This window comes from Polaromonas sp. YR568 (genome assembly GCF_900116715.1).
Lineage (GTDB): Bacteria > Pseudomonadota > Gammaproteobacteria > Burkholderiales > Burkholderiaceae_C > Polaromonas.
Genome location: NZ_FPBM01000007.1, coordinates 197406 through 217210, shown reverse-complemented (window position 1 = coordinate 217210; position 19805 = coordinate 197406). Strand labels below are relative to the sequence as shown.

The following is a 19805-nucleotide window of genomic DNA, read 5'->3' as shown; positions in this document are numbered from 1 at the left end:
GGCTCTGTTCAAGAGCCTATAGACGTGCGTGCTCGCGTAGATTGAGCGTTGCGGTTAGTTGTGCCGGGAGAAGGAGCTACCCGCTCCAAGGCGGAACTATTTGCTATCGAACTTAAGTCGCCATGGCCGCGCCCTATATGGAGTTCCCATTCGCGCAGGCGTGTGGCTGTCAGCTTCCTGGGGCCCCACGCACTGGCGTCCGCCACGTAGGGCGCCGGCTTTGTCGAGCGGCTCGCACGGTTGAGCGCCTCTTTATATAGCCGAGAAAGTGCGGCCACGCCCTGCGCGCGCCTACTTCCCATCCCGCAAGCATTCCATTTGAGACAGTTTTCTTACTTTCTATTGACAATACAATCGATTGGATTTCTAATACAAACGATTGGATACAGACTAATCGCTACAAACCGAGAAAGCACCATGACTGAAAATCCGGCGACTTCGAAGGTCGCTTTTCCAAGCGATGTGGATTACCGCAATCGCATTAAACGTGCCCAAACTGCGATGAAACGGCATGGCATCGACGTTCTCGCATTAGCGGGTGTCGACACTCATCGCTTCTTCACCGGCCTGCATGGTCTACCGGTCAGCAGGCCGATATGGCTGGTTCTGCAGCAGGACGGCAAGGCCGGCTTCGTCTCGCCTGGCAGTGAAGTTAAGGAGATTCGGGCGCGATGCAGTACGCCGGTGGTTGCCAGGTGGGTTGAGTGGGAGGAGCCCGTACCGGCTCCTATGACTCATCAGGACGCACTTGCCAAATATCTTGAGGAGGTCGCGCCGGGCGCTCGCGTGATCGGCGTTGATTTCAATGGCGCCAATGGCGGAAACATCGAACTGGTTAAGCAAAAGTTCGGGGCCGAACGAGTCAAGGATGCTGGGGCGCTACTGCGCGAATTGTTCGCTGTAAAGGATGCGGCGGCTCTCGGCGTCATTCGGCTCAGCTGCGATGTCATTGCCCATCAGTTCAATGCCAGCCGTGACGCTATCGCTCCTGGTGTTCCTGAGTGGGAGGTATCGCTTGCCTCCTTTGTCGCCGGCACTAGGCGGGCAGCTGAACTTTGGGACGGAAATGAGGAGCAGTCACCGTTGGCGCATGGGTTGCACATGACGGGAAGCGGGACCGAGCGCACGGCGCGCTGCCATGCTTCTGGCGCCGGCCGAAAAATGCGGGATGGCGAATACGTGCAGATATGCCGCTGCAGCACCGGCTTCTTCGGGCACCTGATCGGCTTTGACCGGCCGGTTCTGCTTGGTTCGAAAGAACCATCTAAGGAAATGCGAAAGGTCGTTGATCTTGCACGTGAGGCGCAGGAGGCTGCATTGGCGGCGGTTCGCCCTGGTGTAACGGCTGGCGAGGTGCACGCTGCCGCAATGAAAGTGATCGACCGCGGTGGTTGGGAAAACCCCGTCCTGCACCGTACCGGGCGTTCGATCGGGTACTCCGGCTGGGATGGGCACGAACTCAAGGCCGATTCACCGACCGTGCTTGAGCCGGGCATGGTTTTCACGGTCGAGCCTGGAATCTACGTCGATGGCGTGGGCGGCGCGCGCTTTGGCGACACGGTCGTTGTGACTGAAACCGGGTGCGAAGTGCTCACCCCGTTCGAACTCGGTAGGAGCATCTGATGACAAACCAGTTGCTCCCTGCTGTTTCCTTCCAAGGCGTAACTCGGCGGTACGGTTCCGTCGCGGCGGTAAACGACGTCAGCCTCGACATCGCGCCGGGGGAATTCTTTGCGTTGCTAGGGTCAAGTGGCTCTGGCAAGACGACGCTCTTGATGCTCCTTGCCGGTTTCGACAAACCCACCGAAGGCAGTGTCCTGATGTCGGGCACCTCTGTTTCCGATGTGCCTCCGCATCGACGGCAAATCGGGGTGGTCTTCCAGAACTATGCGCTTTTCCCGCACCTGACGGCCGCCGAGAACGTGGCCTATCCACTCAAAATGCGTGGTGTCGGGCGCGCCGAGAGCGATACGCGGGTGAAGACGGCACTTGGCCTCGTCAACCTGACTGATCGCGGGTCATCGTATCCGTCGCAATTGTCGGGTGGCCAGCAGCAGCGCGTGGCACTCGCTCGCGCTCTCGTCTTCGGTCCCGACCTTCTACTTATGGATGAACCGCTCGGCGCACTTGATCGAAGGCTCCGCGACCAGATGCAACAGGAGCTCAAGCGCATCCAGGGCGAACTCGGCATCACGGTTATCTACGTTACGCACGACCAGTCGGAAGCCATGGCTATGGCAGACCGTATCGGAATCATGGCCGAGGGGCGGCTTCTCCAGGTCGCGGATCCCGAAACCATTTACGCGAAGCCAGCGAATCATTTCGTCGCGCGTTTCCTGGGCGATTGCTCGATCTTGCGGGTTACCGCAGCGGATGGCGGGCGAGGATACGAGATCTGTGGCGTCCGTCAGCCGCTGTCGTCTCCAGCTACCGGGCGTTTCGATGTTGTGGTGAGGCCGGAGAACGTCTCCGTTCACCCTGCAACGGAGGCCGCATCAGGCGACACCCCCGGTGTACCTGCCAAGGTCCGCGATGTCACATATCTGGGTGCCGCTTGGCGCGTAACGCTGGAGCTTCCTGACAGGCAACTCCTGCTCGCCAGCGTAGTGCGCGGAGATCGCATGGCTGGGCATCTGGCGCCCGGTGAGCCCGTCGTTGCGCGATGGTCTCCTGAGTTTGTCGCAGTTCTTCCGGCAGAGAAATCTATCTGAAGCAGAGTTTTTGAAGGAGTGGAAACAATGAATGAAACGAGACAAGTCTTCCTGAAACGCAGTTTTTTTGAAGGAGTAAAACCAATGAAATCGACCAGCCTTTACACGAAAATCTCAGCCGGACTGCTCGCTGCAGCTAGCGCAATATTTTTCCATCCTGCGGCACTTGCCGCCGACCCCGCCAAGCCGGTCGTGGTCGCCTCTTATGGTGGATCCTTCCAGGAAGCCCAGACAAAGGCCTTCTTTGATCCCTACACCAGAGCCTCGGGCACCAAAGTCATCGGTACCACTGGTACCGGTCACGCCAAGATCAAAGCCATGGTCACTAGCGGCAACGTCACCTGGGACGTGGTTTCAGCCGACGCTGCGGCCTACGAGAACGAGGTGAAGGATGACCTACTTCAGCCGCTCGACTACTCCGTTATCAAAGCAGATGGAATTCCGGCCGCGTTTCGCACGAAATACGGCATCGGTTACATGAAGTTTGCGCAGAACCTGGCCTGGAATAAAACCAAGTTCCCCAATGGGCTTACTCCTGCGCAGTTCTTTGATCCAAAGGTGAAGGCGCGCCGAGTGATGTTGGCGCTGCCGTACTACAACATTGAGTTCGCGCTGCTGGCTGATGGTGTGAAGCCATCCGAACTCTATCCGTTGGATGTTACGCGTGCTCTCAAAGTTATCGACCGTGTGAAAGACCAGATCGTCGGTTTCAAACCGCCTTCGGACGTCCAGGCGCTTATTCAGCAGGGCGAGGTTGATGCAGCCTACGGCCCAGGCGGTCGCATCCAGAATGCCATCAAGGGCGGTGCCAACTGGGCTTATGGGTGGAATGCCTCGGTCACCGTCGTCGAGTATTGGGCGGTAGTCAAGGGCGCGCCAAATCCGGCCGAGGCGATGAAATTCATCAATTTCGCCGTACAGCCGAAGCAGCAGGCCGATTTGCCCCGCCATATCTTTTACGGCCCGACCAACGTTGACGCACTGAAGCTGATTGATGGCGCAGCGCTTTCAGCTGTCGCCAAAGATCTCCCAGGAAATCCAGCGAACGAGAAGCTCGGTGCAATTCTCAATTCGAAATGGTGGAACGAGAACCTCGAGCCCGTTGCGGCCCTGTGGAACACGTACGTCATGCGTTAACAGCGCACAAATAGGAGAACGCGAAGATGAGACGCAGCAGTGGATTCGTAAATTGGTTAGTGCAATGGGAACGGTTCTTACTGCTCGCTCCAGTAACCATCTTGCTTCTCCTGGCTTTCGCCATACCGTTACTGGCGATCGTTCCAGAGGCGTTTGGCGGAGATGCCATCGGCCGCTTTATGCGGATCTTTGGCAATCCCGTCTACCAAAAGGTGATCTGGACGACGGTGCGTATCAGCGTGGAAGCCACGGTGATAACTCTCGTTATCTCTTTTCCGCTCGCATGGATTTTGAGTCGCGCGACTGGGGTGAAGGCGCTGCTTCTCGGGTTGTTGGTGCTGGTTCCCTTCTTGACCAGTGTGATGGTGCGTACGTTTGCCTGGTTGGCGATCTTGGGCCAGCGTGGCCTTGTCAATGCAACGCTAATGGGTCTGGGGCTGACTTCAGAACCCATTTCGCTGCTCTTCAGCGAACTGGCAGTTGTCCTGGCTCTCGTGCAGTGCTCAATTCCGATGATGGTCTTCGCTCTCTTCACGGTCCTCAGGCGCATTGACGGGCGTCTTGTTCTGGCCGCTCACACCCTTGGAGCTAACCCGTTTCGTATCTGGTCGGGCGTACTTCTTCCACTCGCCATACGTGGCATCCAATCCGGCGTTACGATCATCTTTCTCTTCACAATGGCGAGCTTCATCGCGCCGACCTTTCTGGGTAGCCAACGTCAGCAGATGCTCGCCCAAGTCGTCCAGGCGGAAATCGACGTCGGAGCCGACTGGGCTTTGGCTGCAGCACTCGGCATCACACTCGCCTTTGTTGCGACGATCATCGTCACGGCGCTCTCCTCGGTAGCGCGATATTTGTCGCGTTGGCAGCGCCCTGGTGTGCCGCCGCAGAGTTCGCCGCAGGCGACTGTGGCGCAGGTGGACAAGTCGCTCCTTCGGAAATCGGTAAAACTGCCGCCGACCCGCTTCAAAATACCTGAGGTCTTACGCGCCGGCATGCGATTTGTTCAACCGGTCTACCTGTTTCTGATATCGGTCTTCATTCTCCTTCCGTTGGTCGTACTCATACCGGTATCTTTCAGTTCAGCTGAGGTGCTCATATTCCCGCCACCGGGCTACTCATTGCGATGGTTTGAAACGATCTTTCACAGCCAGGAATGGACTGCCGCGGCACTGACTAGCCTTCGCATTGGCGCCGCTACCTGTGTGTCGGCCCTCATCATCGCCACGCTGGCGGTTCTCGGAATTGGTCGAAATTTCCGGTACCAGGGTGCTGTTGAAGCAATGCTCATGTCGCCCTTGACCGTTCCTAGCGTTGTCTTCGCGCTCGGCGCCTATCTGGCCTTCTCGCGTGTAGGACTGGTGGATACCGAGACCGGGATCATCATCGTTCACACCGTCCTGATTTTCCCAATCGTTTACCAGGTCGCGTCGGCAACATACAGCTCAATCGATCCTTGGCTGTCCCTTGCAGCGGCAAGCCTTGGAGCGAACGCCTGGCGCGTCTTTCAAACGATCACTTTCCCTTTGCTTCTGCCGGGGCTCGGAATTGGAGCTCTGCTTGGAATGCTTCTTTCGTTCGATGAATCGGTCGCTTCGATCTTTCTCAGTAACCTATCGGTGAAAACCTTGCCGAGAAAGTTGTGGGAAGGTATTCGCTTCAATACGAGCCCCGAGTCTGCCGCCGTCTCCGTGGTATTGCTGGGTGTGACATGTGTCGTGGTCATTATCGGCATGGCGATTATTCTCCGGCGCCGAAAAAACGCGTTACTGCCGGCGTAATCGCGCCCGAGTGTTGGAGTAGCGACGCTACTCGACCACGTCTGCTGGTCTTGCTCTAGCCGTCAATTCAAAAAAAACGGCATCCGATTGGGTTCATACGGAACCTTCGGATGTCCGATGCAAAAACTATCTTTCAAAGGAAATGACATGAACCTTGCCTTCCTTTCCGCCACCGATCTTGGTCGGGCATTGGCCCAAGGCGAATTTACGTCGGAGGCGCTAGTGTCCGAGTTGCTCGGTCGCATCCAAACCTACAACCCGAAACTGAACGCTTTCGTGGAGGTGTATGGGGAGCCCGCCCTTCTGGCGGCGCGTGAGTCTGACAGACGGCGCTCCCGCAATCAGACAAGAGGTCCCCTCGACGGCATTCCGTTCGCGGCCAAGGACCTGTTTGACGTGGAGGGTCATCCCACTTTGGCCGGATCGAAGGCGCTCGCCGCTACAGCCGCTGCGCAATCAGCCACCGCAGTTCGGCGGTTGCTGGCCGAGGGCATGGTTTTGCTCGGCAAGACGCACACGGTCGAGTTCGCGTATGGAAGTTGGGGAACAAACCCGAGCTGCGGCACGCCGATCAACCCGCGCGATCCGTTGGTTCAGCGTGTTCCCGGAGGGTCATCCAGCGGATCAGGTGTTGCGGTGGCAGCTGGGCTTGTGCCGGTCGCGTTGGGCACCGATACGGGGGGGTCGGTGCGCAGCCCATCAGCTTTGTGCGGCGTCATCGGCATGAAGACATCGCTCGGACTGATCGGACGGGGTGGCGTGCAACCGCTCGCCCTCGTTTTTGACGCGGTGGGACCCATGACCCGCTCTGTTGAGGACGCGGCACTTATTCAGGCAGCGTTGCAAGGCGAGGATCCCGATGATCCGTCGACGTTTGGCGTACCACGCTCAAACTCCCTTGTCGACCTGGACAAGGGCATCTCGGGGTTGACGCTGCGCTATCCGAGTATGGAAAGCCTGAAGTCGGCCGAGCCGGGTGTCCTTGAGCGCTTCAAGGAGACGCTTGCTGACCTGGAAGCCATGGGTGCGGTCCTCGACGAGGTGCCGCTACCTCGACCCCTTGAAGCGTATGCGACTCTCACGGCCAACATCACGACGGTAGAAGCCTGGAACCGCTACCAGCATCTGGTCGAGAAGGAACCCAGCCTCGTCGACCCGGAAATTGCAACTCGGATGTCCCGTGGAAAAACGATGAGCATTGCGGACTACCTCGGCTACCTGGAGCAACGACGGGTGATGCAAACGGAGTTTCACCGCTACTTTGCCGGGGCGAATGCCATCCTGCTGCCCTCGTCGCCAATCACGGCGAAACCGATGGAGGGAGTGCATACCACCAACGCTCCGTTTGGCCTTTTCACACGACTGGCCAATTTAATGGACCTGGCATCCCTGAGTATTCCCATGGGCGATGCCGAGGGTCTCCCGACCGCCGTTCAAATCATGGTCCGTCGTTTCGCTGACCCTATGGCTTATCGGATCGCCCGTGCGCTGGAAGTTCAGCGCGGCGGATTGTTTACGCCTCCTCGTGGTTACGAGCAACCGCATCGCGCCGTGGCGCAGAACGCCTTATACGCAGGCTTTCCCTGAACAACTGATGCCTCGATCCGCACCGGGGGTAAGAAGTCGCAACCTACAGATAAATCAAATGGGCGGCTACCAGCTGCCGCAAAGGAGCAATGTTGAAGATCAGTAAAGTAAACGTCTATCTCGTCGAAAGCGGTCGGTTGCGTCCGGTCATTGTGCGCATCGAGACAGACGAGGGCATCTCAGGCGTTGGCGAGGCCGCAATTGCCTATGGCTTGGGGAGCACCGCCGCAGCCGGAATGATCAAGGATCTGGCCACTCGCATCCTGATCGGCAAGGATCCCCACGCCATCGAAGCCATTTGGTCGGAGATGTACGACCATTCCTTTTGGGCCAAGGGTGGCGGCGCCATCGTGTTCGCCGGCATCAGCGCCATTGAACAGGCGCTCTGGGATATCAAAGGCAAGGCCCTCAATGTCCCGGTGTATCAGTTGCTGGGTGGCAAAGTACGCGACGAGTTACGTGTCTATGCCAACGGCTGGAGCACCCAGGCTGTGACGGGGGATGACTTCGCTCGCGCGGCAGAACGACCTCTGAAGGACGGCTACACAGCGCTCAAGTGCTACCCGCTGGCATTTCCCGACGTCGCCGGTACGGTTCGCCATCCAACGCGCCGTGCGTTGAACAAAGACGAAACGCGCTTGGCTTACGACCGGGTTAAGGCCTTGCGTGATTTCGCAGGTCCCGACATCGACATCATGCTGGACCTGAGCGGCGCCCTGACTACCGACGAGACCATTCGGTTGTGCCAACGCTATGAGGACCTTGGTATCGATTTCATCGAGGAGCCGGCGGACCCTTTCGACCTTGGTGCACTCAAAAAGATCTCTGCCAAAGTCAATATTCCGATCGCTCTGGGCGAGCGCCTCCATACCCGCTATGGTTTTCGGAAGGTTCTCCAAACCCATGCGGTCGACACCGTGCAGCCTGACATCGGGAACACCGGCGGCATCATGGAAACCAAGAAGATCGCTGCCATGGCTGAGGCCTTCAATATGCGCGTCGCACCGCACAACTGCGCAAGCCCGGTATGCACGGCGGCCACTCAACATGTTGCGGCCAACATCGCAAACTTTTCGATTCTGGAGATCTATCCCTACTGGAGCCGGTATGAAGGTCATTTGGAGTTCACGGACCGGGTGCCTGAGTATGAAATAAAGAACGGCTATCTCAAGGTGTCCGATAGGCCAGGCTTGGGCATAGACCTTATCGAGGAAAAGATTGATACCTATCTCTGGGCCGAAATTAAAGCCTAGTTCGCTGGGTTTAGTACTGCCAGTCTTCGCGGCGAACGCCATCCGCAGACTTGCATGCGTCGGAATGCACGTTCTCCGGTTGGATGCGCGCTGAGCACAACATAAAACATGACACCTTTCCTCCCGGCTGCGCCACTGCGCGTCTATATCGAAAACAATCGCGCTCGCGACCTCGCTTACTACGTCACCGAAGACGCAGTACGGCGGGCGCTTTCTGACGTCGTAGAGCTATCTTTGGTCGTCGATCGCTACCGTGGCGAGGTAGATGCTGCGGCCCTCAGTCAGTGTGACTTGCTCATCGGCGCGGCTTTCGAAATAGATGCAGTTCGCACGTATGGTAAGAACCTTCGCCTGGTTCACAGCACTAGCGCTGGCGTGGAGGCGCTTCTGCCGCTCAACTGGCTGCCAGCAGCTTGCTTACTAACTAACAGCAGCGGGGTGCATACCGACAAGGCCGGTGAGTTCGGCTTGTTGGCCTTGCTGATGCTCAACGACCACATCCCGCAGCATGCGACCAGCCAGCGGGCGCATCTCTGGCGGCGAAAACTCGGCACGCCCATTCGCGGCAAGCGCGTGCTGATCTACGGTGTTGGAGCGCTGGGCAGTGGTGTTGCCCGCAACGCTCGCTTGATGGGGCTCGAGGTCTGGGGCATCAGGCGATCAGCCGAGCCGCACCCTGATGTCGACCGGATGTTTTCTCCGGGCGATCTAGACGCTCTTCTGCCCGAGGTGGATTTTCTAGTCGTGACCGCGCCTTTGACCGCGAGCACACGTGGTGCCATTGGCCCCGTACAGATCGCTCGCATGAAGCCGGGCGCAGGGTTAGTCAACATGGCACGGGCCCCAATCGTGGACTATGAGGCCCTAGCCCAGGGCTTACGCGAAGAGCGGTTGTCTGGCGCCGTGTTGGACGTATTCGAACCTGAGCCTTTGCCACCCGATTCACCGTGGTGGGATGTTCCCAATTTGGCGGTCATCCCGCACGTCTCATCGGATAATGCCATCGACTACGTCACGCAATCCCTTGCGATATTGCGCGAAAATGTGCGCCGAATGGGAAGCGGCGAGGCACTAGTCAACGTGGTCGATAGCGATGCAGGCTATTAAACAAGCGTGAAAGTCCTTGTACGCAACATTTTCTGAACTCGTCGAAGATACTCGGTCTTACGGCGCTTCAGCTGTTGAGCAGTGTCAGCGGACTGGATTGAGCCGGACGACGCTGGTCCGATAGTGCTTCTGGGTCAGCGCGTTACTGCTGTGTTGCAAGAGGTTAGACGCTTGTTCCATGTCACCCGCTAAATCGGATGCACGCTTGCGCATGTCACGCAGATACATGGCCTGCAAATCGTGTTTGATGGCCTTGTTGACCGGGTTTGAAGAAGCAGCTTTGCGTGCATTGTCCCACGCGGTCCGGAGCATGCTCTTGGTGACGGGGAATCCTTCAGTGGTTGAAAGAAGCATTGAATGTGTGGCATCTATGTTCCGGCGTCGATTGACGAGATCCGGAAGGACGCAGCTCATACTGAGATCGAAGTCCGCTTCTTTGCCTGTTTTAGATGCTTTCATCCTTAGCAGGTCTCCCGCTGGAAGAGCAACAGTTCTGACATCCGTTAGCCGCATACCTGTTGCCGTGGCTATGTCCATGCAGTCGCGCAACATTTGGTCGGCTTCTGCATATACCGCCGAGAAAAGCGTATCGGTTACTTGAAACCTGCGCGCCGATTCTTGGTTTTTCCAGTTCTTGATCCCTGTTGCAGGCCAAGGAAGACGTGTCATACCCCACAGTAGCGCTTTGCTCCAGATGATCGAGAACAGAGACATTTCTCGGTTTCCCTGAGTTTTCGCAGATCGCCTGTCCAAATATTCACGCATGATCGGCAGAGTCACATCGTCCCACACCATGGCTGAAAAGACGCCTTCAATGCGGGTCAATTGTTTGGTGTAGCTTTTCTTGGTCTCATCGTTCTGATACTTGGGAAGCTCTAACTCGCGCCAACGATTTATCGCTTCCTGGATACGCCCTCGGGCACCAGGCGCGCCACTGAATAGCTCGTTCCATCTCGAAATTGCTGCCGCGTGCTCACAACCCAATGGGATATCTTTCTCCCCCTCGGGTCTCATGTCGTAATAGTAGTAAGTGCAAACTTTTCCACTTTTTCGCTTCCGAACATAGACGCGGAGACGAGGGTATTTGGTCATTTTAGGCATTGTCGAGTGCTCGCCAATTGGGGCTATTTGAGATGGGAATGTGACGGCCTTCCAGCCACGCTCTCACATGTTCACGTGACACGATCAATCGCGCCCGATCCAATTTATGTGGGATTTCATGCTCCGAAAGCCACCTTGCTTGCTGCCCCACCCGGGCCGCCCCTGTTAGGCGGTGCAGTTCTTCCGTGTCGAGGTATTCAGTCATGAATCCTCCTCTTCTGCAGCCTAGGGTGAAACCCTACTTCATTCGAAGTACTGGGCACCAGGCTAAAGCGCCCGCAATCCATTGCACTGCGGGTTACGGCATGGGGCCGGAGCGGATTTGTGGGTCCTGTCATGAAAAGTCTCTTACTGGTCATGACAAATACATACGGAGCTTCTGAAATTACGTTGAAGGGCTTCCTATAGGAGTGGCGGGGTGTTTGAGGCAATAGCGCTTAACGGTTGACTCTGACAGTGACCAATGCTCTGCTGTAGAGGCAATGCTGGCGTTTTGCGTGTATCGCCAGCTCGCCACCGCTTTCGGATCGATCGCTCGGCCTCCAATACGCCCGATTGGCCGACCTAGAGAAAGCTTGCCGTTGTGGGTGGCGCCGGTCGTCAAAAGAGATTCCCGGGCTTTGTCTCGACCGCTTGCGGTTCGCTCCAAGAGCCGGATTCGCTCCATATCAGCAACCTGAGCAAGTACCGCCAAGATTAATTCCCCAGCGCCCCGTGCGAGTCGGCCTAGGCCGTAGATATCGACCGCTACGCCTCGTTCAAGAAGAGATCTCACGGTCGTCTGAACATCCAAGGCGTCACGGCCAAGCCGGTCGACCGCATAGACAAACAAAACGTCTCCCCTGCGGACGAAAGCCAGTAACTTTGAAAAGCCGGGCCGGCTGGCGGCAGAAATGAATCCACTTATGCCGTGATCGGAAAACTCTTCATCGAACACAGTTCCAGGGGATCTGCCCATGGCGTAGCGTTGAGCCTCAATGGACTGATCGGAGGTGGAAACTCGGTAGTACGCAATGTTTGCCATGGGGTTAGCTCAAAAGATAGGCAATCATTTTGAGCTGGGTCACATACCCATTTAGCTAGGTTTTGCGCTAGGTAGAACCGGCAAAAAAGCCCTAGGTCTGAAGTTACAAGTTTTGACCCCTCCGGAAAATGATCGAAAACTGCCCTTACCAGAGCCGCGTTTGAATTACCCGAACCTCTAGGCGATCGAAGTTGTCGACCTTTTCTAGAGAGAATTCAAAGGGGTAGTCTGATCCTGGCTGTATGTTGTTTACGCTCGCCGGCCACGCATCAAATACCCGCAGTAGGGTTCCGCTCTTGCTCCAGAACACGAACTTGACCTGCGGCCCCGTAGGCGAGGAGCATCGGTTTACTAACCTACCCCGCACTTTTGTCGCAACAAGGCCATTGGACGTTGAGACGGACTCTACTGAGATATCCGAGACCGAGCATTCCTGCCCGCAGGCACTGGTGGCCGTGAGGATTGGGAATGCAACCAAGACTAAGAGATAGCGCACCATAAGGCCCTCGTGAGTGATTAATAAACGAGCATATTAAGACAATTTGTCTTAATACACAGTAGCTTAGTTAATTGAGGATTCTTCTTGGTACACACGAATCCTTGTCCGACGCTTCCGCCTATAAAGAGTTTCTTGCGCACCTAAAACGCGCTAGGAAGGCTGCGCGCTTGTCGCAGGCTGAACTTGCCGCCAGTTTGGATAGGCATCAAACCTATGTTTCATTGGTGGAGCGTGGCCAACGTCAACTGGATCTGCTGGAGTTCGTCAAGTGGTGTCAACGTATCAAGGCCGATCCGGCTGAGCTTTTGACGGTGTTGACAGACAAGGTTGATAAACCTCGTGCACGGGTGAAACTCGACAGCGCGCCTATAGCACCAAGGCGGCGCGTGCGGCTTGAGCGGTGAGTCAATACAGCTTGTCTTATTCTCTGCGGGCAGATTTCTGAGATTGAGTATCTAGTCTTGCGCAACCTAAGAACTGGGGGCTATCTGCGTCAAGGGGAAGCGTAGGCGACGCTTCTCACCCTGGATTCGTGCAGTAAATATTCAGAATGATTTCATGATATTTAATCAATTCGGCGGCGCTCCGTATATATACATGGCAAATAACTTCCCAAGGAGATCGCCATGTTCAATCAACTTAGCAATACGACCTACGATCAATCAGATCTTTTCGGTGACATTCACTCCCTCTCGTACTACGACTCCATCGAACTTCAGCAGCGGACCTACTACAGTCCAGAGTTCTTGAACTACATGGAAACTCACTGTGGCTCTACTTGGGGGCCGCGCTGGGTTAATTTGGAGGATCGCGGAGGATTCGCAAAATTGTGGATTCATCAGCCCAGTCGCAAGGCTATCGAATACCTCAGAGGGCACCATTGCCGAGTCACCCGGGTACATGTAGCGCTTGATGTGATGCCTGGTTCCAAAATCGCCGCAAAGGCCCTCCAGGAGCAATTGGCACGAACATTTGTCTTAAGTAATCTACCTTATGACGAGGTACGGTGGGTAAGGAACGAGGATAGGCCATTGGGCGATTCCACATGCTACTTCGGATACTCGAGGCCTTGGGGCCCAGGAAAAACCGCGGCGCTTTACGCCGATAGATTGAGCAAGGTGGCAAAGAGGCCGTGCTGCCATTTAGAAGTCAGGGTGGCATTGAATCGAGCCCTCAATGCGTATTCTCTAAGAACGCCTGATGAATTACTGATCCTCGATCATCGCAAATTCTGGGAAAGGCGGCTGACGCTTCTAGAGCCTCCTAAGGTGGACGTTTTGGGTGGGGCGTGGGCGCGACAATTCCTACGCCGTAGGACCCTAGGGAGCCGACGGTGGCCATACGGTGGCAGAGCGGCGGCGATCCTGCGGACCGGAACTCTGCTGTTACGCGCCGCGCAGGGCAGAGACGGGAACACTAACGTCAATGATCTGCTGTACTTCCTGAGGTCGACAGGAGTCTTGGGCGAACGAAAGATCACGCAGCTGTTCCAGCCCGTAGATGCGTCATGGTTGTTGCCATCTAGTGCTAACGCAATGTGGGCTAGCGCGAAAGATCATATGAATCAACACGTTAGCGATGGTGAAGGTGCCCCATCACACTTATCATCATTTTCGAAATGGGAGATTCCATATTAGAACCATTCCCCGGAGAATGACTATCTTCTGGGCGCCACCCTAAGCGATATTGGCTTACCAGAGGCCCATTAGCGCTGCTCGGGACCTATTCGATTGCCTTAGGCCTATGGTGATGCTCGCTGTGTGTTGAACTGCGCAACGGTCTGACCCAATCTTTCCATTTAGCCCGCCATGTCGCTGCGCATGCACATCGACCTGTGCAATGAACAAGGGCGGTGCTACCATTCGTAACAAGAACGCCCGCGACGCTTTTGGGTGTACTTCAGCACAAGATGGTCGATCAGAGGGTGAGGTAAAAGGAGGCGACGGCAAATGACAATAAAACTGCCCGGATCCACATGGGCAAAGTGGGACTTGCACGTCCATACGCCAGAGTCGCAAATGACTCACTACCCCGGCGAGAAGGAGGAGGCGTGGCAAGCTTTTTTAGCCGACCTCGAAGCGCTGCCTCCAGAGTTCAAAGTTATCGGAATCAACGATTATGTCTTTGTCGACGGCTATGCGCGCATTCTCAATGAGCGAAAAAAGGGACGACTGGCCAACATTGATCTTGTTCTTCCGGTCATCGAACTGCGTCTAGACAAATTCGGCGGGCTGCTCGAACAAGGTCCCGATGGCTATTTACCATCCGCATGGAGCAAGATCAATCTACATGTTGTCTTCGATGAGATAGATCCTGATGTGATTCGAGCGCAGTTCCTTGCGTCAATTCATCGGCATTACACGCTTGTTCCTGGATCGGCCGCCCAGGGCCAATGGGGCGGAGTGATCACGCGCGACAATCTGACCGAGCTGGGCAATCGAGTGATCGCATCGATGCCGGAGGCGTTGCGCGCGAACGCCCCATCACCGCTGCGCGTCGGATTCAACAATCTCAACATCAGCTTCGAAGAAGTCAAGCGCGCGCTGAATACGCCTTATTTTCAAGGAAAAAGCCTAATTGCGATCGGCAAGAGCGAGTGGGACAGCCTGAAATGGAACGACCACACGATTGCAGACAAAAAAACCGTGATAAACGAGGCGGACCTGGTGTTTACCGCCGCAGAGAATCCGCAGCGATATGCGACCGCCAGAGCGGCCTTAAAAGCGGCCATGGTGAACGATCGAATGTTGGATTGTTCGGATGCTCATGCACTGAGCAATTCGGCAAACAAGGACCGCATTGGCAATTGCTTCACATGGATCAAGGCCGACACGACGTTTGAAGGCCTGCTTCAAGCAATCCACGAGTTCGATGACCGTGTTTTTGTAGGTGACAATCCGCCCAAACGAAAGATAGTTGAACAAAACAAGACGAAGTTCATCGATTCCATAAAAGTATCTAAGAAGCCGGGGTCGCCCCTTACCCAGGACTGGTTTGACGTCGATATTCCGTTGAACCAGGATCTGGTCGCGATCATCGGCAACAAGGGAAGTGGAAAGAGTGCCCTTTCGGACATCATTGCGCTAGTCGGCAACACGAGGCACCATCAGAAATTCTCATTTCTAAAGACCAATCGCTTTCGAAATCCCAAGACGAAATTTGCTCAACATTTCGTTGGCGAACTGCGTTGGCGCGATGGTCCACCGAGCAGCCGCGGTCTTGACGAGGATCCAAACCCTGTCGAGGTCGAGCGTGTCAAATATTTGCCGCAGAGCTACCTTGAAGACCTGTGCAACGAGCTCGGTGACGGAGGATCGGCCACCTTCGACGCCGAGCTGCGCAAGATAATTTACTCACACGTGCCCGACGCGGATAGGCTTGGAAAAGCGTCCATGGATGAGCTGCTCGAATTCAAAGTGGCAGAGATCGAGCGCGCTAGGAAAGCACTCAGAGACGACATCAGCAAAGTTAATGCCGAAATTCTGGAGGCGGAGCGAAGGTCGACAGAGGAATTTTTACGAGGGCTCCAAGCCCAATTAGCTGCGAAGAAAGCAGAACTTACAGCCCTAGATAATGCAAAGCCGGCAGAGAGGGTAGATCCCAATGCGTCCGAGCTGGCGCAAGCCGCATCGAAGCAAGCGGCTGAGCGCATGGGAGCGTCAGAAGCGTTGGTGCGACAACTGGCGAGCGAAGAAGCGTCGCTGGTGGACCGGAAGTCTATTCTCGCTAAGAAACAGGCCGTCGCGCAGCGCATCTTACAAGCGCTCGACAATCACAAGCGGCATCACCATGCATTTGTCACCAATCTCCAAGAATTAATCCCGCAACTTGGCGAAAAAATCGAGGTCGACACCCTCGTGGAACTGCGAGTCAATTCTGCCCCGGTAGATGCCATTGTGTTCGTCTCAGCTAAGGAAGTAGCCGCAATCGATAACGCGCTTCTCGATGAGGCCGAAGGAAGCCTATCGCACCGAAAGCTGGCTGCGGCGGCAGCTGTCGCTGCTGCCAAAAGTCAATTGGACGAACCTCAGCGCCTCTACGTGCGCTACACGGAGGAGCTAGCGTCTTGGGAAACGGCCAAGGCCACCATTGTCGGCGACGGTACCAAGGTGGGGTCAATCACTCAGTTGCAAGTTGAGATCGAGGCCCTCGCCGAGCTCCCCGAGAAGCTCGTAAGCTTGCGAGCACGGCGATCCGAACTGTCACGAGCCGTTCACGCGCGTATCCAGGCGATGGTCGAGGAGTATCGGCGCCTTTATTTGCCTGTTCAGAATTTTGTGAACTCAGATGAGCAGAAGGAGATGAATTTGCCGTTGGATTTCCAAGTTCGCGTGGAGGAGTCGGAGTTCGCCCAACAACTCATGAGTCGCTTGAATCAACGAGTTCGAGGTTCATTCATGGGCGTCGATGAAAGTTCTCTACTCCTCAAGACTATGCTTCAAGAAGCAGGCTTTTCGACGGCAGATGAAGCGATTGCTTTCGCTGACCGGATTGACGACATGCTACGTTTCGACCGACGAGAAGGACAAGTCGCGCGCGAGGTAAAACTGAGCGATCAGCTCGCGCGAGGCGCGTCGGAGCAAGACCTCCTTGACTATCTTTTTGCTTTCGACTATTTGTCGCCGCAATACTCCTTGACTTATGACGGTCAAGAAATCGGACAGCTCTCTCCTGGCGAGCGGGGTTTGCTGCTGCTCGTTTTCTATTTACTCGTGGATGAAGATGACATCCCTATCGTTATCGATCAACCCGAGGAAAATTTAGACAACCAGACGATTTATAAGGTCCTGGTCCGCTGCATCAAGCGCGCCAAAGAGCGCCGCCAGGTCATCATGGTTACTCATAACCCTAATTTGGCTGTGGTCTGCGACGCAGAGCAAATCATCTATGCCTCCTGCAATAAGGCAGGGAGCCGCTTCGAATATGAGGCCGGGGCGATCGAGAATCCCGAGATGAAGGCGAAAGTGGTGCAGATTCTGGAAGGCACTGAGCCCGCTTTCAAGAATCGTCAATCCAAATATCGAATCCTTTGACTGCACCTCAGAACGTACGAAAAGATGGCAACCACACTAGAAGTTGGTGACAAGTTTCGTGACGCCGTTGCGGCTCTGCTTCGCACTCAATTCACAGACGTTAAGACTGAGCAACTGATCTCTGGGACGAAGGTGGACATAACATTCACCGAACATGCATGGGGGAAGTCACAGAAGTGCGCTGTGGAGTGTAAGAACTATGAAGACGCCCTAACAAAGGCAGATATCCAGGAAATTTTCTCTAAGTATGAGCCGATGCTTCAGGGCAAATTCGTCAACAGGGTTCTCATAATTAGTCGTAAAACTATTAACGCACCGGCTGAAGGATATTTGGAAGCACTCTCTGCATATGCACATTTGACTTTTGAAGTGCTTGCTGAACAGCTATTTGGAATTCGAGGCGTTGTCGAAAAGCTGCTTGAGGCGAAGAAATCAAGTTCCAGTCGATACATTCAAGCACGGTTCGAGGAACATAGTGATCCGGCGTTCGAGGCTATTGAGACATGGATTGCCGATCCCGATAATCAAGGGCTCGCGATTCTTGGTGGGTATGGTCAAGGAAAAACCAGCCTCGCTGAACAAGTAGCGGCTTACGCAGCCGAGAAGTACCTGGCAGATCCAACCAATCGAATTCCGATATTGATTCGGTTAGGCGAGGTTGTTCATGAAACTCAGCTGGAGGGGCTTTTTGGCAAGGAGTTCACTGCAAAGCACAACGTCCCGAAATACCGTTTTGATACCTTAATGCACCTGAATCAACTCGGAAGGCTTCTCATTATTCTCGACGGATTCGACGAGATGAAACACGCGATGAGTGCGCACGATTTTGAGGCGAACTTCAGAGAGTTCAATCGTCTCTTGACTGGACGCGCGAAGGTAATGTTGCTGGGTCGGCCGAGTGCGCTCCCGTCTGAAGAGCGTGAACTGGTCTTCAAAGGACGCAAACGGATTGTCGGCACGACGATCCAATCACCACACTACAAACCTTGGCTGGAGTGGCGACTGTCGTTCTTTACCAATGAGGAGACAGTTAGCCTTTTGCAGCAGGTATTATTTGCGGCACTTGGACATGACCAATCGACATCATTCGTTAGTGCGCGAACGGATGATGTGATGAGTCATGTGCCGCACGACTTGCTCAAGCGCCCCGTGCACGTGGTGCTCATTGCCGAAGCTGCAGCTGATCCGGCCTTTGACTTCAATGGATTCGATGAGTACACGTTGTATTCCCATTTCATCAAGGAAATGGTTAAACGCGATCAAATTCATAAGCGAGCACGTAGAGAAATTCCTTTTGAAAACAGGCTGACGTTCCAACGCGACCTTGCATGGTGGGCATGGGCGCGCGCTGGAGTGAGTCAGGGTAGTTTTTATCGGGATGATGTGCCGCCAGAACTTTTGGAAGCACTTCCTGATGGCGGGGCCACGGACATCGAAGCGAAGCGAAATGAATACATTGTGTCCACTCTGACGGACGAAAAGGAGGCGGGGGTTCTGTACTTCTCGCATCGATCATTTCAGGAGTTTTTGGTTGCGGAGCGAATGACCCTTGTCAGCAACGCATCAACGCACGCCTCCTACTCACGATTTTTGAATCAAGAAATCAGCAACTTCATAGCACTTGCGCCGGACACGAGTTTTCTCGATAGGTGGTACGCAACACTTACCGAGCAAACTGGCCTTGTGGGCCTCAATTACCTCGCTGTATTCTCCAGATCCGTAGATTTTATGGAGCGACTCTGGAAGCGGATTGAGAATGATCCTGGCTCTGCGTTACCAGCCTCGACATTGGTCATTTTGCTATTAGCTTTCGCCGACAACAAAGTTCCGGAGGAGTGGGCGCCAAAGTATCAACGCCTTCTGAGGGATGAGATCGAGGCAGGTGCTGAATCCAGTGCAGCCGTTGCGATAATGAGCTATCTTGCGCTTTACGGTGCTCAGAACGGAGATTCACTTAGCGCAAGTGAACTTGTGTCATCAATTCTTGTTCGAGCCCTCAACTTTGCTGCCGCAAACAAGGTGGGGTCTCAGCAACCAGGTGCAGATCTTCTTATTCCCACGAAGACTCAAGACTTTCTAACTAGGTGGATTGAAAATGATTTGAGGCGTGAAAATCGCCCAGACAATCGCTATTTAGTTTGGCGGGCAGGGGTCGGATACAAGAGCACCCTTTGGGAGGTAACCAAGGCACATTTGATGTCCTCATTGCTGCTGTCGGGTGACCTTGATGATGGATGGAAGCGCATACCACTGATGAACGAGGAGCCGGCACTTGATGAGATTGCGCTACCAATCAATCTCGTTTATCAGAAAATTCCGAAGCAAGCGAGAAACGAGTATGGTCAATTTTTAAACGCCTCCCATCGCCATTTCAAGATTGTGGGAACTGATCGCCGCGGCGCCGCTGCTGGTCGACGCCACGTAGTCGCGCCGTTTAGTACGCGCACTGAAAATCTTAATTAAAAGGACGAGGTTAGTTGTCCCGATAAATAGAGCCGGACATGCAGGTTTTCCCTCGCTGACCGACCTGGCGGGATGGTGCGTAAACCCAAATCAAAGAGGAGGAACATTG

The 19805-nt window shown here is 55.0% G+C and carries 13 protein-coding genes; 10 read left to right on the top strand and 3 right to left on the bottom strand.

Annotated elements, in window-relative coordinates; all coding sequences use genetic code 11:
• Positions 1 to 417: 417 nt before the first annotated feature.
• The 7 genes from BM408_RS16115 (at position 418) to BM408_RS16085 (ending at position 9576) form a co-directional block, all read left to right on the top strand.
• A complete protein-coding gene (locus BM408_RS16115) occupies positions 418 to 1623 on the top strand; it encodes a M24 family metallopeptidase (RefSeq protein ID WP_092130881.1) in 1206 nt (401 codons plus the stop codon).
• Positions 1623 to 2711, top strand: a complete 1089-nt coding sequence (locus BM408_RS16110; protein WP_092130880.1) for an ABC transporter ATP-binding protein — start codon at positions 1623 to 1625, stop codon at positions 2709 to 2711. Before BM408_RS16115 ends, BM408_RS16110 begins: the two co-directional genes overlap by 1 nt.
• 27 nt (positions 2712 to 2738) lie before the next feature.
• Positions 2739 to 3848 carry an ABC transporter substrate-binding protein gene (locus BM408_RS16105; protein WP_092130879.1) on the top strand — a complete coding sequence of 370 codons (1110 nt, stop codon included), beginning with the start codon at positions 2739 to 2741 and terminating at the stop codon, positions 3846 to 3848.
• Between the two features lie 26 nt (positions 3849 to 3874).
• A complete protein-coding gene (locus tag BM408_RS16100; RefSeq protein WP_092130878.1) occupies positions 3875 to 5629 on the top strand; it encodes an ABC transporter permease subunit in 1755 nt (584 codons plus the stop codon).
• Between the two features lie 147 nt (positions 5630 to 5776).
• Positions 5777 to 7216: an amidase gene (locus tag BM408_RS16095; RefSeq protein ID WP_175541812.1), complete on the top strand. Its 1440-nt coding sequence runs from the start codon at positions 5777 to 5779 to the stop codon at positions 7214 to 7216.
• A gap of 89 nt (positions 7217 to 7305) precedes the next feature.
• Positions 7306 to 8469: a mandelate racemase/muconate lactonizing enzyme family protein gene (locus BM408_RS16090; protein WP_254774847.1), complete on the top strand. Its 1164-nt coding sequence runs from the start codon at positions 7306 to 7308 to the stop codon at positions 8467 to 8469.
• 108 nt (positions 8470 to 8577) lie between these two features.
• Positions 8578 to 9576 carry a D-2-hydroxyacid dehydrogenase gene (locus tag BM408_RS16085; RefSeq protein WP_092130876.1) on the top strand — a complete coding sequence of 333 codons (999 nt, stop codon included), beginning with the start codon at positions 8578 to 8580 and terminating at the stop codon, positions 9574 to 9576.
• Positions 9577 to 9660: 84 nt separating this feature from the next.
• Here BM408_RS16085 and BM408_RS16080 read toward each other — a convergent pair whose 3' ends face one another.
• The 3 genes from BM408_RS16080 to BM408_RS16070 form a co-directional block, all read right to left on the bottom strand.
• A complete protein-coding gene (locus BM408_RS16080; RefSeq protein WP_254774846.1) occupies positions 9661 to 10668 on the bottom strand; it encodes a site-specific integrase in 1008 nt (335 codons plus the stop codon).
• Position 10669: 1 nt separating this feature from the next.
• Positions 10670 to 10882, bottom strand: coding sequence for a DUF4224 domain-containing protein (locus BM408_RS23265; RefSeq protein WP_092130875.1), 213 nt, complete (start codon positions 10880 to 10882; stop codon positions 10670 to 10672).
• Between the two features lie 180 nt (positions 10883 to 11062).
• Entirely contained in the window at positions 11063 to 11701 is a 639-nt protein-coding gene (locus tag BM408_RS16070) for a recombinase family protein (protein WP_092130874.1), read from the bottom strand.
• Between the two features lie 600 nt (positions 11702 to 12301).
• On the opposite strand from BM408_RS16070, the gene BM408_RS16065 reads away from it, so the two are divergent.
• The 3 genes from BM408_RS16065 (at position 12302) to BM408_RS16055 (ending at position 19696) form a co-directional block, all read left to right on the top strand.
• Complete coding sequence (locus BM408_RS16065) at positions 12302 to 12604, top strand: helix-turn-helix domain-containing protein (protein ID WP_092130873.1); 303 nt, start codon at positions 12302 to 12304, stop codon at positions 12602 to 12604.
• 1545 nt (positions 12605 to 14149) lie between these two features.
• Positions 14150 to 17233: a TrlF family AAA-like ATPase gene (locus BM408_RS16060; protein WP_092130872.1), complete on the top strand. Its 3084-nt coding sequence runs from the start codon at positions 14150 to 14152 to the stop codon at positions 17231 to 17233.
• 24 nt (positions 17234 to 17257) lie between these two features.
• Positions 17258 to 19696 carry an NACHT domain-containing protein gene (locus tag BM408_RS16055; protein ID WP_092130871.1) on the top strand — a complete coding sequence of 813 codons (2439 nt, stop codon included), beginning with the start codon at positions 17258 to 17260 and terminating at the stop codon, positions 19694 to 19696.
• Positions 19697 to 19805: the final 109 nt, after the last annotated feature.

What these genes read in the sequence shown, in the direction of transcription:
- BM408_RS16090 (WP_254774847.1), top strand. Translation starts at nt 7,306, where the DNA reads ATGTTGAAGATCAGTAAAGTAAACGTCTATCTCGTCGAAAGCGGTCGG.
- BM408_RS16100 (WP_092130878.1), top strand. Translation starts at nt 3,875, where the DNA reads ATGAGACGCAGCAGTGGATTCGTAAATTGGTTAGTGCAATGGGAACGG.
- BM408_RS16080 (WP_254774846.1), bottom strand. Translation starts at nt 10,668, where the DNA reads ATGACCAAATACCCTCGTCTCCGCGTCTATGTTCGGAAGCGAAAAAGT.
- BM408_RS16115 (WP_092130881.1), top strand. Translation starts at nt 418, where the DNA reads ATGACTGAAAATCCGGCGACTTCGAAGGTCGCTTTTCCAAGCGATGTG.
- BM408_RS16060 (WP_092130872.1), top strand. Translation starts at nt 14,150, where the DNA reads ATGACAATAAAACTGCCCGGATCCACATGGGCAAAGTGGGACTTGCAC.
- BM408_RS16055 (WP_092130871.1), top strand. Translation starts at nt 17,258, where the DNA reads ATGGCAACCACACTAGAAGTTGGTGACAAGTTTCGTGACGCCGTTGCG.
- BM408_RS16105 (WP_092130879.1), top strand. Translation starts at nt 2,739, where the DNA reads ATGAATGAAACGAGACAAGTCTTCCTGAAACGCAGTTTTTTTGAAGGA.
- BM408_RS23265 (WP_092130875.1), bottom strand. Translation starts at nt 10,882, where the DNA reads ATGACTGAATACCTCGACACGGAAGAACTGCACCGCCTAACAGGGGCG.
- BM408_RS16095 (WP_175541812.1), top strand. Translation starts at nt 5,777, where the DNA reads ATGAACCTTGCCTTCCTTTCCGCCACCGATCTTGGTCGGGCATTGGCC.
- BM408_RS16110 (WP_092130880.1), top strand. Translation starts at nt 1,623, where the DNA reads ATGACAAACCAGTTGCTCCCTGCTGTTTCCTTCCAAGGCGTAACTCGG.
- BM408_RS16070 (WP_092130874.1), bottom strand. Translation starts at nt 11,701, where the DNA reads ATGGCAAACATTGCGTACTACCGAGTTTCCACCTCCGATCAGTCCATT.
- BM408_RS16085 (WP_092130876.1), top strand. Translation starts at nt 8,578, where the DNA reads ATGACACCTTTCCTCCCGGCTGCGCCACTGCGCGTCTATATCGAAAAC.